The sequence below is a fragment of the Symbiopectobacterium sp. genome, assembly GCF_047692315.1.
In the GTDB taxonomy this organism is placed as follows: domain Bacteria; phylum Pseudomonadota; class Gammaproteobacteria; order Enterobacterales; family Enterobacteriaceae; genus Symbiopectobacterium.
The window spans coordinates 42,857-56,758 of the sequence record NZ_JBLLJS010000030.1 but is presented as its reverse complement, the minus strand read 5'-3'; the positions used below and the strand labels follow the sequence as shown (position 1 = coordinate 56,758).

The following is a 13,902-nucleotide window of genomic DNA, read 5'->3' as shown; positions in this document are numbered from 1 at the left end:
AAAAAATAATGAGGTTGCTATGAAAATAAAATTACTGCCCTTATGTTTTGCTGTGAGTTTTGCCGTAACAGGAATCGTTGGCGCACAGGCACAAACCAAAGAACTGCGTTTTTCCTGGTGGGGAGGCAACCAGCGCCACTAGGCCACGCTCACCGCCATTGCCGCGTTTGAAAAAGCGCACCCAGACGTCAAAGTGAAAGCAGAGCCCGCCGGTTGGGATGGCTACCTCTCCAAATTAACCATGCAGTTGGCAGGCAACACTGAGCCGGACGTGATGCAAACCAATTGGAACTGGCTGGTGCTGTTCTCCAAAGATGGCAATGGTTTCTATAACCTGAACAATGCCAAAGGGATAGACTTGACGCAGTTCTCTCCGCAAGCGCTCAAAATGACCAGCGTAGACAACAAGCTTAATGCGATTCCTGTGGCCATGACGGGGCGTTCCATGTATTACAACCCGGTGCTGTGGCAAAAAGCAGGGCTGAGCTACCCACAAACCTGGGATGATATGCTGGCAGCCGGGCCGGTTTTTAAACAGAAACTGGGCGACGATCACTACCCGTTCGTGTTGGCTAACCATGACACCACCATCATGACATTTCTGAACTCGTATATGATTCAGAAATACAACAAAACCATGATCGATGATAAAATCCAATCCTTCACGTTTACCCCGCAAGAGTGGCTGGACTACTTTGGGATGTACAAAAAGCTGGTGGACGGGCACGTCATCCCTAACATGAAGTTTTTCGCCGCCTATGGCAAAACCAACGCCTGGGAAATACCCAACTGGCTGGAAGGGAAGATCGGCGGAGTACACACCTGGAGCACCGACAATACCTTCTCCAGTAGCCTGAAAGCACCGGCCACGCTGGAAGTCGGTCCCTATCCGACGCTGCCGGGTGCCAAAGACAGCGGTATGTTCTACAAGCCTGCCATGATGCTCTCTATCGGCAAAAACACCCGCTATCCGCAAGAATCTGCCCAGTTGATCGACTTCCTGCTGAATGCGCCGGAAGGGGTCAGCGCCATGGGGCTACAACGCGGCGTCCCGCTGAGTCAGGTCGCCAGCAAACAGCTCATGGATGCGGGCACGCTCAACGCCACACAACTGCCGGTGCAGGGGCTGAAACAGGTGGAATCGCTGTACGGCAATATCGCCCCCTCTCCCTATATGGAGAATCCGCAGTTACTGGCCTCTTTCCTGGAGCACCTGCAAAAATACGATTACGGCCAGATGACGCTGGAAGAAGTCGCGCAATCATTCCCGAAAGCAGGGCAGCGCATCCTGAAAAAAATCATGTAATACCGGCGCCTACGCTACGCATCCGTGTAGCGTAGGCGCTATCAGTAATAGGTAAACCGTTTTATTCTGTCACTACGTTATTTGTAAACATGCGAGAAAACTATGAACGCCTTTGACACTGCGCACACGGACACTGCGGCAGCCGCAAGCCGCCACGACGCGATTTATCAGAAACTTGAGCTGCTGTTCAATGAGATCATTACCGTTCGCACGGATGACGCAGCACTGAAAAAGCTGAAGGTGATCGCCTCAGATCTCTCGATTGAAAACTGGGACTGGTCGCAAGGCGTTGGGATCTACGGTATCTGGCGTCTTTATCAGGTCACGGGCGAGCAACGTTATCTGGACTATGTACTGGCCTGGTATCAGCGCCGTCTGGCGGAAGGGCTGCCGGAGAAAAACATCAACCGCATGGCACCGATGCTGACGCTTACCACCATGGGGATAGCCCAAGATACACGCGAGCATGAAGCGCTGATCGAGGAATATGCACACTGGATTGAACACGAACTGCTGCGCACCCAGGAGAACGGCTTCACTCACTGCACCAGCGATCACCTGAATGAAGAGCAGCTCTGGGTCGATACGCTGTTTATGAGTGGCTTGTTCTATGCCCGCGCCAGCACCTATCTCAATCGTCCCACCTATTCTGGACGAGGTGAGCTATCAGTTCCTGTTGCACATCAAATACCTGATCGACAGAGATACCGGGCTTTGGATGCACGGTTGGAATTTTACCGGCAATGGCAACTACGGCAAGGCACTGTGGGGGCGCGGCAACGGTTGGGCAGCCATCAGCACCGCCGGTTTCACCTATGCCCTGTTGAAAGGCATACGTCTTGGGCTGCTTGACGAGCGCTACCACGATGCCGCCTGGAAAGGCGTCAATAGCCCTGCTGAGCCGTATCAGCCCGCAGGGAGAAGTGGCGGATGTCTCCGCAGGGACTTCGGTCGGGTTCGATCTCGACCATTATCGCAAGATTGCCATCAAACAACGCGCGTATGGTCAGTCGCTTACCATGCTTGCGTTGACAGAGGCATTAGCCGGGCTGAAGTAAATCTGGCAGCCTCGTGGCGCATCGGGCCGCCGCGGGGCTTTTTTTCCCGTATTCTCAGTGGGCTGTTTGCGGCGTAAAGATCTTTTCAGCATCCGGTGGCAACAGCCCCTCCTGCCGGCTGCTGCCAGCTTTAAGCAAAGGTTTGCATCCCGCTTTGCCCGCCCATCAGCAACAGGCCGGGCAGTTGATGGCTTTTCCCCTCACGAATCAGGTTGGCCACCGCCGTGTTAGCCAGCAAGATTTCATACAGGGCGATGCGCCCGCCACCGCGTCGTGGAACCAGTTGCTGCACCACCACACCTTGCAGACACAGCGCCAACTGGCTGCGCACGAAATCCTTCTCCTGTGCGGGGAACACATCCAGCAAACGCTCTACCGCCTGGGCTGCACCGCGCGTATGCAGCGTCGCCAGCACCAAATGTCCGGTTTCCGCCGCCGTTAACGCCAGCCGAATGGTTTCACCGTCGCGTAATTCCCCCAGCAGGATCACATCGGGATCTTCACGCAGTACACCGCGCAAGCCGTGGGCAAACGACGGGCAGTGCACGCCGATTTCACGCTGTTGGATCAGACCGTGCTCGCCGGAACGCTCACTGGAATAGACGAATTCGATGGGATCTTCCAACGTAATCACATGACAAGCCTGCTGCTGACTGAGCGCATTAACCATCGCCACCAACGTAGTGGATTTGCCGCTCCCGGTTGCCCCTGTCACCAGAATCAACCCGGCGGGTCGCGTCATTAACGATGAAAGAATCGGCGGCGCATGCAGTGTTTCCAAAGCGTGCGCCTTCGTAGCAACCGTGCGTAACGCAATGGAAAGCCCTGCATGCTGATGAAACAGATGCGCACGCAACCGAATGCCATCGGGCGTGGTCAGTGCGCCATCGGCCTGCCCTTGCGTTTGTAATTGCTGACGCTGAAGTGCCGTCATCCAGCCTTCGCCCCAACGCTCGAGCTGCGCAGAGGTGCAACACTCCCCGGTCTGCACGGGTTGTAACTCGCCATCGATACGCCACATCGGCGGATATCCGCTACACAGGTGCAGATCAGAGGCATTCTGTTTTACACTACAGGTTATCCACTCATTGATATCCATAGACTCCATCCTTAGCATGACCATGAACCCGATTGAGCAGAATCTACAGAACGTCAGAGAGAAGATCGCCAACGCCGCCACCGCATGTGGACGCGACCCGCACGCGGTAACCTTGCTTGCCGTCAGTAAAACCAAACCTGTGGCGGCGATCGAAGAAGCGATAGCCAGTGGACAGCTAAGTTTCGGGGAGAATTATGTACAGGAGGGGGTGGACAAGGTGCTTCATTTCCGTGAGGCCATGCCTCATGTAGATTTACAATGGCACTTTATCGGACCGCTGCAATCCAATAAGAGCCGACTGGTCGCCGAACATTTTGACTGGTGCCACACCGTCGATCGCCCTAAAATCGCCCAACGTCTGAGTGAACAACGCGCAGCGACGTTAGCGCCGTTGAACGTGTTATTGCAGGTGAATATCAGCGGTGAAGCCAGCAAATCAGGGATTGTACCGGCAGATCTTCCCGCATTAGCCGCCACCGTCGCCGCGCTGCCGCATCTGACGCTGCGCGGCCTGATGGCGATCCCGGCACCGGAAAGTGATTACGCGCGGCAGTTAGCGGTATTTCAAGCAATGAATGACCTGTTTGCGCAGTTAAAATTGCATTATCCTCAGGTGGATACCCTCTCCATGGGGATGACGGATGATATGAGCGCCGCCATCGCGGCAGGCAGTACGCTGGTACGTATTGGCACCGCCATTTTCGACGCGCGTGACTATCCTCATAATGGATAATCTACATCAGGGATAATGCCTGCTGCTGACCGGTTTACGAAAACGAGAGAACATTTAAATGCAACACCGCAAGCTCACCTTTATTGGTGCCGGAAACATGGCGCAGGCCATCATCGCAGGACTGGTTAACGGCGGCTATCCCGCCAATCTGATCCGAGTCTGTGCACCAAGCCCTGCGCGGCGAGACGCGCTGGCACAGCGCTACGGCGTTATCAGCAGCGACGACAATCTCGCGGGGGCACAGGATGCCGACGTCGTGATACTGGCGGTAAAGCCCCAGTTGATGGCAAACGTATGCGAACCGCTGCGCGGCGTGCTGAACGCGCCGGGCAAACTGGTGCTGTATATCGCTGCTGGCGTTAGCGTAGCGCGTTTTCAAGCCCTGTTAGGGGAGCCGCTGACGCTGGTGCGCATTATGCCAAACACACCGTCACTGGTGGGTCAAGGCATGAGCGGCCTTTACGCGCCTGCTAACGTGTCGGTGAAGGATCGCACCTTTAGCGCCGAGCTGATGCAAAGCGTGGGTAAAGTCTGTTGGGTTGACCAAGAGAGCGGCATCAACGGCGTCATCGCCGCCGCAGGCAGCGCACCGGCTTACTTTTTCCTGTTTATGGAAGCAATGCAACAAGAAGCCATTCGTCAGGGTTTCACGCCGGAAAGTGCGCGTCAGTTGGTGCAGCAGGCCGCACTGGGTGCAGCCGCACTGGTAGAAGCCAGCCCGGATACGCCGCTTTCGACGTTACGTGAGAATGTGACGTCCAAAGGCGGTACCACCGCAGAGGCGCTGCGCGTGTTTAACGAACGTCAACTGACGCAAACTGTCGCTGAAGCCATGCAGGCTGCCGTGCATCGCGCGCAGGAAATGGAAAAACTGTTTTAACGCACCGTTATTGTCTATATCGCTGATAAGGAATCGATGTTTCTATGCTAACCCTGACGTTTCTGGTCAAGACACTGATCGACCTGTATGTAATGGTGCTGCTGTTGCGCATTTGGATGCAGTGGTCGCGCAGTGACTTTTATAACCCGCTGTCGCAATTCGTGGTGAAAATCACGCAGCCTATCGTCAGACCGCTGCGTCGTATCCTCCCTGCTCTGGGCCCCATCGATAGCGCGTCGCTGCTGTTGGCGTTTTTGCTCACCACCTTGAAATACCCGCTGCTGATGCTGATTCAGGTAGGGGCATTCGCGATAAGCCCGGTCAATTTGCTGGTTGGTTTGTTGGCACTGCTGAAATCCGCAGGCTATCTGGTGTTCTGGGTGGTGATTATTCGCGCGCTGATGAGTTGGGTAAGTCAGGGCCGCAGCCCGGTGGACTACCTGTTGTTCCAGCTTACCGAGCCGTTTATGGCACCAATTCGCCGTATTATTCCGGCCATGGGCGGCATCGATTTCTCCGCCATGGCGGTGATTTTAGTCCTGTATTTGCTGAACTACCTCGGTATGGATCTGTTCCCGGAATTCTGGTTCCTGCTGTGAGTGCTATCGCCCTTCAGCCCGATGGGTTGGTCATTCGGCTCTATATTCAGCCGAAGGCCAGCCGTGACCAGGTCGTCGGCCTGCACGGTGATGAGCTGAAAATCGCCATCACTGCGCCGCCTGTCGACGGCCAGGCCAACGCGCACCTGATCAAATACCTTGCCAAACAGTTCCGCGTGGCAAAAGGCGCAGTGACCATTGAAAAAGGTGAGCTGGGCCGCCATAAACAGATTAGAATTGCGAACCCGCAGCACATTCCTACGGAAATCGCCGCATTGATCCCGCAGTAACCCACAGCAGGGAACTGCGCATCGCAACACACAACCCTCAGTCATCACTCGCGATGGCGTTAACAGATGCAGGACACACGCATGGATACCACGAGGCAAAACGTTGTTTTAGCCACCGGCAACCCCGGGAAAGTACGCGAACTCGCCGATCTGCTGGCAGATTTTGGTATGAATATCGTCGCGCAAACCGAGCTGAGCGTTGATTCTGCCGAAGAAACCGGGCTGACTTTTATCGAGAATGCGCTGCTCAAAGCGCGCCACGCAGCAAAAATCACCGGATTGCCCGCCGTTGCTGATGACTCCGGTCTTGCAGTTGATGCGTTAGGCGGCGCTCCGGGCATCTACTCTGCGCGCTACGCCGGGGTAGATGCCAGCGATCAAGCCGATCTGGACAAGTTGCTGAATGCGATCAAGGATGTACCGGATGAAAAACGTGGGGCCAGCTTCCACTGCGTACTGGTCTACCTGCGCCATGCGGATGACCCAACGCCGCTGGTATGCCACGGTCGTTGGGATGGCGTGCTGACACGTACAGCAATGGGCGAAGGCGGTTTCGGTTACGATCCTATCTTCTATGTACCGAGCGCAGGTAAAACCGCCGCAGAAATGACGCGCGACGAGAAAAATGCGCTGTCGCACCGTGGTCAGGCGCTGCGTTTACTGCTGGATGCGCTGCGCCATGCATAAACTGCCGCCGCTCAGCCTTTATATTCACATTCCCTGGTGTGTGCAAAAATGCCCATACTGCGATTTTAACTCCCACGCCCTCAAGGGCGAGGTGCCGCATCAGGAATATGTAGATCACTTATTGGCAGATCTGGATGCGGATCTGCCGCTGAGCGGCAACCGGGCTCTCAGTTCTATCTTTATCGGCGGCGGCACTCCCAGCCTACTGAGCGCAGAAGGCATGCAGGCGCTGCTCGACGGCGTGCGCGCCCGCCTGCCTCTCACTGCTGATGCCGAAATTACCATGGAAGCGAACCCGGGCACGGTAGAAGCCGATCGCTTTAGCGGCTATCAGCGCGCAGGAATCAATCGTATCTCCATCGGCGTGCAAAGTTTCAGCCCGGAAAAGCTGACGCGTCTCGGGCGGATTCACGGCCCGGAAGAAGCCAAACGGCCCGCACATCTGGCTGCCGGACTTGGGCTACGCAGTTTCAATCTGGATCTGATGCATGGCCTGCCGGATCAAACGTTGGAAGAGGCGCTGGACGATTTGCGTCAGGCTATTGCCCTCAATCCACCGCATCTGTCGTGGTATCAGTTGACGATCGAGCCTAACACCCTGTTTGGTTCGCGCCCGCCAGTGCTGCCCGATGACGATGCGCTGTGGGATATCTTCGCACAGGGCCACGCATTGCTCACTGCGGCAGGCTATCAGCAGTATGAAACCTCCGCCTACGCCAAGCCGGGATATCAGTGTCAACATAACCTCAACTATTGGCGCTTTGGCGATTATCTGGGGATTGGGTGTGGTGCGCATGGCAAAATCACCCTTGATGACGAACGTATCCTGAGAACGGTGAAAACCCGCCATCCGAGCGGTTATATGCGCGGCAATTACCTGGACCAGCGCAATGAAGTGCAAGCGGAAGATTTGCCGTTCGAATTCTTTATGAACCGCTTTCGCTTACTGGAGCCAGCACCGCGCAGCGAGTTCAGTGCCTATACAGGCCTGGCGGAAAGCGTGGTTCGTCCGCAAATCGACTGGGCGCTGGCGCAAGGCTACCTGACGGAGACCGTTACCCACTGGCAGATTACCGAACACGGCAAGCTGTTTTTAAACTCTTTGCTGGAAGGATTTCTGGCCGAGTGAACGTAGTCAGATAAAGAAAAAACAGGTGACGGTTAGATAACACTAACCGTCACCTGTCATCGAAAAATTGATAACGCCTTTTTTTTGATTGTTAGCAGACCTCCGAGGTGATAATTTCATGCCCCTTGACGGATTCAAAGGAAATTATCAATGATAATAAAAATATATGCACGGGGCGCTGGTGGCAGGTGTGCAGCGTAGTATGGCCGTTGCGATGAGTGACGATCCGGCGCTGGCAAAACTGTTCGAAGCGGAGAACGTTGCCGCGAGTAAAGAGAGCACCAAACGTCAGGATGCCTTTGCCAGCCTGATTTCGACGCCGGAAGAGAAAGCCCTGTTCGATAAACTCGGGGAATTCCGTCAGCTCTATCTGGACAAGCGCAACGCGATCACTGCCGCCAAAAAAGCCGGCAATATGGAACAGGCCAAGCAACTGTTCGAAAATGAGTTTATGTCCGCATCACGCGGCTATCTGGCCAGCGTAGAGGCGTTGAGCGAGCACCAGCGCAGCGCCATCGATGAGATGGGGAAAGCCATCAACAACAGCGCACGCAGTGGCTATCTGTTTCTCGGGGTTATCGGCCTGCTAATTGCCGTGGGGCCGGCCTGCTTATCGCCTGGGTGTTAAAGCGCAGTATCGTGCATCCGTTAGAGCGTGCCGTGCAGGCGACACAAGCGGTAGCCGATGGCGATTTGACCCATGACACACGCCCGGAAGGGCGCGACGAAGCCGCGCAACTGCTGCACGCCCTGCATAATATGACGCAGCGCCTGCGTACTATCGTGGGTGAAGTGCGTGAAGGGTCTGAGTCCATTGCCGGTGCGTCAGGACAACTGGCGGCGGGCAATATCGATCTTTCAAGCCGTACCGAAGAGCAAGCCAGCACACTGCAAGAAACCGCCGCCTCCATTGAACAACTGGCATCCACCGTACGTCAAAACGCCGACAACGCCAAGCAGGCTAACCATCTGGCGCAGTCTACTGCCGGTCAGGCGCAGGCGGGCGGGCAGTTGGTGAATGACGTAGTGAAAACCATGGGCGCTATCGATGCGTCATCGAAAAAAATCGTTGATATCATTGGAGTAATTGACAGCATCGCCTTCCAGACCAACATTCTTGCGCTGAACGCCGCAGTAGAAGCAGCCCGTGCAGGTGAACAGGGTCGTGGTTTTGCCGTGGTCGCCAGCGAAGTGCGTAATCTGGCGCAGCGCAGTGCGGGTGCCGCCAAAGAAATCAAAGAGCTGATCGACCATTCCGTGCAAACGGTAGAAGCCGGTAACCGCCTGGTTGAACAGGCAGGCGAATCGATTGTCGGGATTGTTAACGGTGTGCGTCAGGTGAGCGATCTGGTCGGTGAAATCAGCTCTGCCAGTCAGGAACAAACCCTGGGCATTGAGCAGGTGAACGTGGCCGTCAACCAGATGGAAACCACCACCCATCAGAACGCCGCGCTGGTCAATGAAGCCTCTGCGGCAACCCAATCACTGCAACAACAGGCCGCACAGTTGGCACGTACTGTCAGCATTTTCCACCTCAGCAACCGGGAAAACAGCGCTGCACTGCCCACCAAACCGCTGCCCGCAGCGGCGGCGGTCGCACCGGCCCCCCTTGCCCTTCAGCCTGCGCTCGGCGTAAGCAAAAGTGCCGCAGATAAAGAAGGCGACTGGACATCATTCTGATTTGATATCTGGTGAGTGCCACCCACGACAGCTCGCCCCGAGAGGCGAGCTGTCGTGGGTCTATACCAAAGCCTGCTGGTAGAGCCGTACCGGTTTGGCCGGATATTCCAGTCCATCACCGATATAGTGCCAGCCCATTTTTTCGTAGTAGCCGCTAATGGTGGCATACAGATAGAGGGATGAAAAACCGACGTGAAGACTATAAGTCAACACGTGCTGTTGCAACGTTTTTCCTAATCCCTTATCCCGATATTTTTCATCGACGTAGAGCGCAGCCAGCCAGGGCGAAAGATCCTGACGGCTTTGCATATCGCAAAGCCACAGCCCCACAGTGCCCACCAGTTGCCCACCAGTTGCCCTTCATCCAGTGCGATAAAGGTCAGGGGCAACCCCTCTTGCCGCATACTGCTTTGTACAATACTGGCAAAAAACTCACGACCATTGTGGCGATCGAACGCCTGCCACAGCCAGTCCGTCACCAGAGCCTGATGGTGCGGGTGATCGGCTAAAGGAACGAACTCAACCATAACCCTGATTCAATCCTGATACGGGCACAACACGCGCCCCAAGGTGTGTACTCAGACCAATTTTCCCTGAAAAATCAGTACTGAATCAAAAAGATAACCATAAAATTCTGGCACATCCGCATCGAAAATCGCCATCAACGTACTTTTCACATTTTCCAGATGCTCCCACATGGCCTGATAAGAGCCCGGCACATCGCGCCGACGCAGCGCCGCCAGAATGGTCTGGTGATCCGCCAGCCACTTCAGGCGATAACCGTGTTTGCCCACGTGAGTATAAAGCTGCTGCCACAGCGGGTTATCGTCACGACAGGCCCAGATATGGCTGACCGATTCCAGCAGCATCTGATTCTGCGTCACTCCGGCAATTTGCAGATGAAACAGTTTATCGTAATCGCTGCGGTAGTCATTCGCGGCGATCGCAGTCTGCTCTTTTTCCAGCGTAATGCGCAGGTTTTCAATATCGGCTCGGGTTGCCATGCGCGCGGCAAACGCCGCAATATTACTTTCCAGCAGTTGGCGCGCCTGCAACATTTCAAAGGCACCAATGCGGTGATGCGCCCGACTCTCTTCGGTTTCCTCATCAGGAATACAGAGCACGTAGACACCCGACCCTTGGCGAATATCGACAGTGCCTTCCAGCCTCAGCAACGCCTCACGCACGATAGTGCGGCTAACGCCATAGGTTTCAGCGATGTTTCTTTCCGGCGGCAGACGTGACCCGACCGGGAATTTTCCCTGCTGGATTTTCACGCTCAGATCGCTGCCGATCTCCTGATACTGTTTCTTTTCTTGCAGAACCACATCTTTCGCCACACATTCACCCTAGCTACCGCTGCCCACCAGATAACGCGCACGTTGACCGGCTGCCACCACGCCAGAAAGACGACAGCACACCGGCTAACAACAACGCGCGGCATGCCGCGCGTCAGGATATTGCGGCTAGTTTACCAAATTCAGCGTCTGATCAAGCACTTTGGCACCATTTAATGTGCCATAAGCGACGGGATCGATCACGGCAATCGGCACCTGGTAGCTGTCAGTCAACTTTTGATTTTCCGCCAGTTTAAAGCGAACCTGCGGCCCCAGCAATACCGCGATGATGTCCTGACCGTAATCTTGCAATTCCTCACGCAAATTTTGCTCTGGGATGGCGTAAATTTTCAATTCCAGCCCACGCGCAGTAGCTTCTTTCTCCATTTTTGTCACCACCAGCGAGGTGGACATGCCCGCCGAGCGGGCCAATACAATACGTTTCATGGCTAACCCCCTTGGGTGCTATTTATCTTCATCATCCAGCGTAACGTTGAGCGTGCGCGTGTCGCGCAGTTGCCGGAACCAACCTGCCGAGGCTTTAGGTCGGCGCGCCCGTTCTTGCTCAAGATCGATCTCAATCAGGCCATAGCGGTTTTTAAACGCATTCATCGGGGAGACGTTATCGGTAAAGGCCCACAGCATATAGCCCTGGCAGTTCGCCTCCTCTTCGCGCGCTTTCAGCGCCCAGTAGAGGTGCTCGGCAATAAAATCGATGCGGTAATCATCCTGAATCACACCGTCGCTGTTTTTAAAGCGCGCCTCGTTTTCCACCCCCATACCGTTTTCCGCCACAAACCAGGGAATATTGCCGTACTCCTGCGTCATGCGTTGCGCCATGTCATAAATGATTTTTGGCTGAATTTCCCACCCACGGGGGGGGGGGGGTCATGCGGTGTCCCGGCAAGGCAAAATGCTCATAGTAGTAAGCGGGGTGAAACGGCGTATCTGGATGCCATGCCCGCTCCGGCGCTTTTACTCGGTGCGGGAAATAGAGATTAATGCCCAATTCATCCACTCGATTAGCGCGGATAATCGCCAGTTCATCATCGGTATACTCCCACTTCACCTGATGCTTGCTTGTTCAGCAGCGCCAGCAACTCCGCCGGATACTCGCCCTTCACCGCCGGATCGAGAAACACGCGGTTGAAGAACAGATCGTACAGACGCGCCGCCTCAACGTCATGCGCGGCACGGGAGCGCGGATAAGTCACTTCCGGGTTAAGAATGGTGCCGATGCGCCAAGGATAAAATCCTCGGAAATAGAGATAGTGACCTTACTCATCGTTTTGCTTCTCCCTCTAATTATTTACCCGCCGCGTTAGCCTGCTGTGCCGCCTGCTCGGCTTCCCGCTGTGCCAAATCGGCACGGCGGGAAGCCACCTGCACAAAGGGCAGATAAATCAGGGTCGCAGTCAGAATACACACCAGTTGCGTCACCACCGCCCCCATGGAACCGGCGGTGGAGAGCCAGGCGTTAATGATGGGCGGCGTGGTCCAGGGCACCATCACCACCGCTTTGCCAGCGAAGCCCATGCTGGTAGCAAAGTAGCCGATGGTGCCGGTGACTAACGGTGTGATGATGAAAGGGATAGCCAGGATCGGGTTCAGCATGATAGGCATACCAAAATCACCGGCTCATTGATATTAAACACACAAGGACCAAAGGAGATCTTGGCGATCTCTTTCATTTCCCGCCGTTTGGAGGCAATCATCACCGCCAGCAAAAGTCCGATGGTCAGCCCGGAACCCCCTATACTCATATAGACGTCCCAAAACGGCATGGTGATGATATTGGGGATCTCCTGCCCTTGCTCAAACGCAGTCATGTTGACGGCGATGGCCCCCAGCAGCAGCGGTTCGAGGCTCGGTTTGATCATCTGGTTACCGTGGATGCCAATCACCCAGAACATCTGGGCGACAAACATCAGCACCAACAGCCCCGGCAAGCTCTGCACCACGGATTCCAATGGCTGCTGCACCACCTTGTATATGGCGTCATACAGGTACATACCGGTAATGGCATGGAAGGTAAAACCGAGCGTGGCAATCAGCGTCACGGTAATGATGACGGGGATCAACGCCGAAAACGACGCGGCCACGTTAGGCGGTACGCTATCCGGCATTTTGATACGCAAACGATCTATCTTTTCCAGCTTGCTATAGATCTCCACAGAGAAGATGGCGATAAACATGCCGAGAAACAGGCTCTTGGTATCAGAGAATTGCCGCGCCAGTACGTCTTTCACGGGTACGGTCTGTCCGTTGACGACCAGATCGATGGTGGTTGGCGTAATCGAAATCAGGCAGATTACCGCCAGCAGCCCGGGGAACAGGCTGCGTGAGCCGTTAATGCGCCCCAGTTCGATCCCGATCAGAAATACCGCGCCGATGGTCAGGAAATTGAGCGTCGCATAGTTGATGCCACTCATGATGGGTTTGAGCGGTGCCAAAAATGAAAACAGGGCGAAACTGGCCAGACCATTTTTCGGATCGAGCACCATGTTTGAGATCAGTACGGAAAAGGCACCGACGATAATGACCGGCATCAGGGTAATAAACGAGGCCTTGATGGCCATGATATAACGCAGCCTATTGAGCTTATTGGCAAAAGAACCCAATGCGTCAATCACTTAGTCCTTGAATGACATAACAGCACCTCATCACAATGGTAGTGTAGTGCGGGACAGCGCCCCAGATAGCCGTTACGCGCAGAATGCATACCGCTCATCGCGCATGTGCGTTTGGCATACCATAAGGGGATAGAAATGACGATCGAGATGGAAACCACCGTGATGGAGCTGATCATCAATGCCGGAGAAGCGCGTTCTCAGGCAATGATGGCCATTCAGGCGGCACGCCAAAAGAAATGGGAACTGGCTACCGCATCATTAGCCGCCTCTCAGGAGGCAGTGCGGGCAGCGCACCTGATCCAGACGCAGTTGATTGGGGAAGATGGGGGGTAGGGAAAGATACCGGTCTATCTGATCCTGGTACACGCCCAGGATCATTTGATGACAGCGATGCTGTGTCGCGATCTGGCTGAAGAGATCGTGCTACTGCGCCGAGAATGTGCCGGCGCCGCCTGAGCGGGGTGCCGCTAT

The 13,902-nt window shown here is 55.1% G+C and carries 14 protein-coding genes and 6 pseudogenes; 14 read left to right on the top strand and 6 right to left on the bottom strand.

What is annotated here, in order from left to right:
• Nucleotides 1-19: 19 nt before the first annotated feature.
• The 5 genes and pseudogenes from ACMZI0_RS19510 to ACMZI0_RS19490 all read left to right on the top strand — a co-directional run bounded on the left by ACMZI0_RS19510 (nucleotide 20) and on the right by ACMZI0_RS19490 (nucleotide 2,364).
• Nucleotides 20-142 (top strand): hypothetical protein, encoded by a 123-nt coding sequence (locus ACMZI0_RS19510; RefSeq protein ID WP_415674194.1) that lies wholly within the window; start codon nucleotides 20-22, stop codon nucleotides 140-142.
• A 15-nt stretch (nucleotides 143-157) separates the two neighbouring features.
• A complete protein-coding gene (locus tag ACMZI0_RS19505) occupies nucleotides 158-1,306 on the top strand; it encodes an ABC transporter substrate-binding protein (protein ID WP_415674266.1) in 1,149 nt (382 codons plus the stop codon).
• A 102-nt stretch (nucleotides 1,307-1,408) separates the two neighbouring features.
• Nucleotides 1,409-1,945: pseudogene (locus ACMZI0_RS19500) on the top strand (glycoside hydrolase family 88 protein); the annotation flags it as partial.
• Nucleotides 1,917-2,042 (top strand): annotated as a pseudogene (locus tag ACMZI0_RS19495) (hypothetical protein); the annotation flags it as partial. The pseudogenes ACMZI0_RS19500 and ACMZI0_RS19495, both read left to right, overlap by 29 nt.
• Nucleotides 2,043-2,172: 130 nt before the next feature.
• The gene (locus ACMZI0_RS19490) at nucleotides 2,173-2,364 is read left to right on the top strand and encodes a hypothetical protein (RefSeq protein ID WP_415674276.1); all 192 of its coding nucleotides are present in this window, start codon (nucleotides 2,173-2,175) and stop codon (nucleotides 2,362-2,364) included.
• 130 nt (nucleotides 2,365-2,494) lie between these two features.
• Here ACMZI0_RS19490 and ACMZI0_RS19485 read toward each other — a convergent pair whose 3' ends face one another.
• The gene (locus ACMZI0_RS19485) at nucleotides 2,495-3,463 is read right to left on the bottom strand and encodes a type IV pilus twitching motility protein PilT (protein ID WP_415674193.1); all 969 of its coding nucleotides are present in this window, start codon (nucleotides 3,461-3,463) and stop codon (nucleotides 2,495-2,497) included.
• 22 nt (nucleotides 3,464-3,485) lie between these two features.
• On the opposite strand from ACMZI0_RS19485, the gene ACMZI0_RS19480 reads away from it, so the two are divergent.
• The 8 genes from ACMZI0_RS19480 to ACMZI0_RS19445 all read left to right on the top strand — a co-directional run bounded on the left by ACMZI0_RS19480 (nucleotide 3,486) and on the right by ACMZI0_RS19445 (nucleotide 9,461).
• Nucleotides 3,486-4,196: a YggS family pyridoxal phosphate-dependent enzyme gene (locus ACMZI0_RS19480; protein WP_415674265.1), complete on the top strand. Its 711-nt coding sequence runs from the start codon at nucleotides 3,486-3,488 to the stop codon at nucleotides 4,194-4,196.
• Nucleotides 4,197-4,254: 58 nt separating this feature from the next.
• On the top strand, nucleotides 4,255-5,076 hold the full coding sequence (proC, locus tag ACMZI0_RS19475; RefSeq protein WP_415674192.1) for a pyrroline-5-carboxylate reductase: 822 nt from the start codon (nucleotides 4,255-4,257) through the stop codon (nucleotides 5,074-5,076).
• 44 nt (nucleotides 5,077-5,120) lie between these two features.
• A complete protein-coding gene (locus ACMZI0_RS19470; RefSeq protein ID WP_415674191.1) occupies nucleotides 5,121-5,675 on the top strand; it encodes a YggT family protein in 555 nt (184 codons plus the stop codon).
• Nucleotides 5,672-5,965 (top strand): DUF167 family protein YggU, encoded by a 294-nt coding sequence (yggU, locus tag ACMZI0_RS19465; protein WP_415674190.1) that lies wholly within the window; start codon nucleotides 5,672-5,674, stop codon nucleotides 5,963-5,965. Before ACMZI0_RS19470 ends, yggU begins: the two co-directional genes overlap by 4 nt.
• Before the next feature lie 81 nt (nucleotides 5,966-6,046).
• Nucleotides 6,047-6,652, top strand: a complete 606-nt coding sequence (gene rdgB, locus ACMZI0_RS19460; protein ID WP_415674189.1) for an RdgB/HAM1 family non-canonical purine NTP pyrophosphatase — start codon at nucleotides 6,047-6,049, stop codon at nucleotides 6,650-6,652.
• Nucleotides 6,645-7,781, top strand: coding sequence for a radical SAM family heme chaperone HemW (gene hemW / locus ACMZI0_RS19455; protein ID WP_415674188.1), 1,137 nt, complete (start codon nucleotides 6,645-6,647; stop codon nucleotides 7,779-7,781). The genes rdgB and hemW overlap by 8 nt, the downstream gene beginning before the upstream one ends.
• A 190-nt stretch (nucleotides 7,782-7,971) precedes the next feature.
• Nucleotides 7,972-8,409: an MCP four helix bundle domain-containing protein gene (locus ACMZI0_RS19450; RefSeq protein ID WP_415674187.1), complete on the top strand. Its 438-nt coding sequence runs from the start codon at nucleotides 7,972-7,974 to the stop codon at nucleotides 8,407-8,409.
• A gap of 11 nt (nucleotides 8,410-8,420) precedes the next feature.
• The gene (locus tag ACMZI0_RS19445) at nucleotides 8,421-9,461 is read left to right on the top strand and encodes a methyl-accepting chemotaxis protein (RefSeq protein WP_415674186.1); all 1,041 of its coding nucleotides are present in this window, start codon (nucleotides 8,421-8,423) and stop codon (nucleotides 9,459-9,461) included.
• A 60-nt stretch (nucleotides 9,462-9,521) separates the two neighbouring features.
• Here ACMZI0_RS19445 and ACMZI0_RS19440 read toward each other — a convergent pair.
• From ACMZI0_RS19440 to ACMZI0_RS19420, 5 genes and pseudogenes are all read right to left on the bottom strand, one after another.
• Nucleotides 9,522-9,988: pseudogene (locus ACMZI0_RS19440) on the bottom strand (GNAT family N-acetyltransferase).
• Nucleotides 9,989-10,039: 51 nt separating this feature from the next.
• Nucleotides 10,040-10,801, bottom strand: coding sequence for an FCD domain-containing protein (locus ACMZI0_RS19435; RefSeq protein ID WP_415674185.1), 762 nt, complete (start codon nucleotides 10,799-10,801; stop codon nucleotides 10,040-10,042).
• Between the two features lie 126 nt (nucleotides 10,802-10,927).
• Nucleotides 10,928-11,245 carry a PTS sugar transporter subunit IIB gene (locus ACMZI0_RS19430; RefSeq protein WP_415674184.1) on the bottom strand — a complete coding sequence of 106 codons (318 nt, stop codon included), beginning with the start codon at nucleotides 11,243-11,245 and terminating at the stop codon, nucleotides 10,928-10,930.
• Between the two features lie 18 nt (nucleotides 11,246-11,263).
• Nucleotides 11,264-12,033: pseudogene (locus tag ACMZI0_RS19425) on the bottom strand (glycoside hydrolase family 1 protein); the annotation flags it as partial.
• Nucleotides 12,034-12,103: 70 nt separating this feature from the next.
• Nucleotides 12,104-13,431, bottom strand: a pseudogene (locus ACMZI0_RS19420) (PTS sugar transporter subunit IIC).
• A gap of 135 nt (nucleotides 13,432-13,566) precedes the next feature.
• On the opposite strand from ACMZI0_RS19420, the pseudogene ACMZI0_RS19415 reads away from it, so the two are divergent.
• Nucleotides 13,567-13,887: pseudogene (locus ACMZI0_RS19415) on the top strand (PTS lactose/cellobiose transporter subunit IIA).
• Nucleotides 13,888-13,902 lie beyond the last annotated feature (15 nt).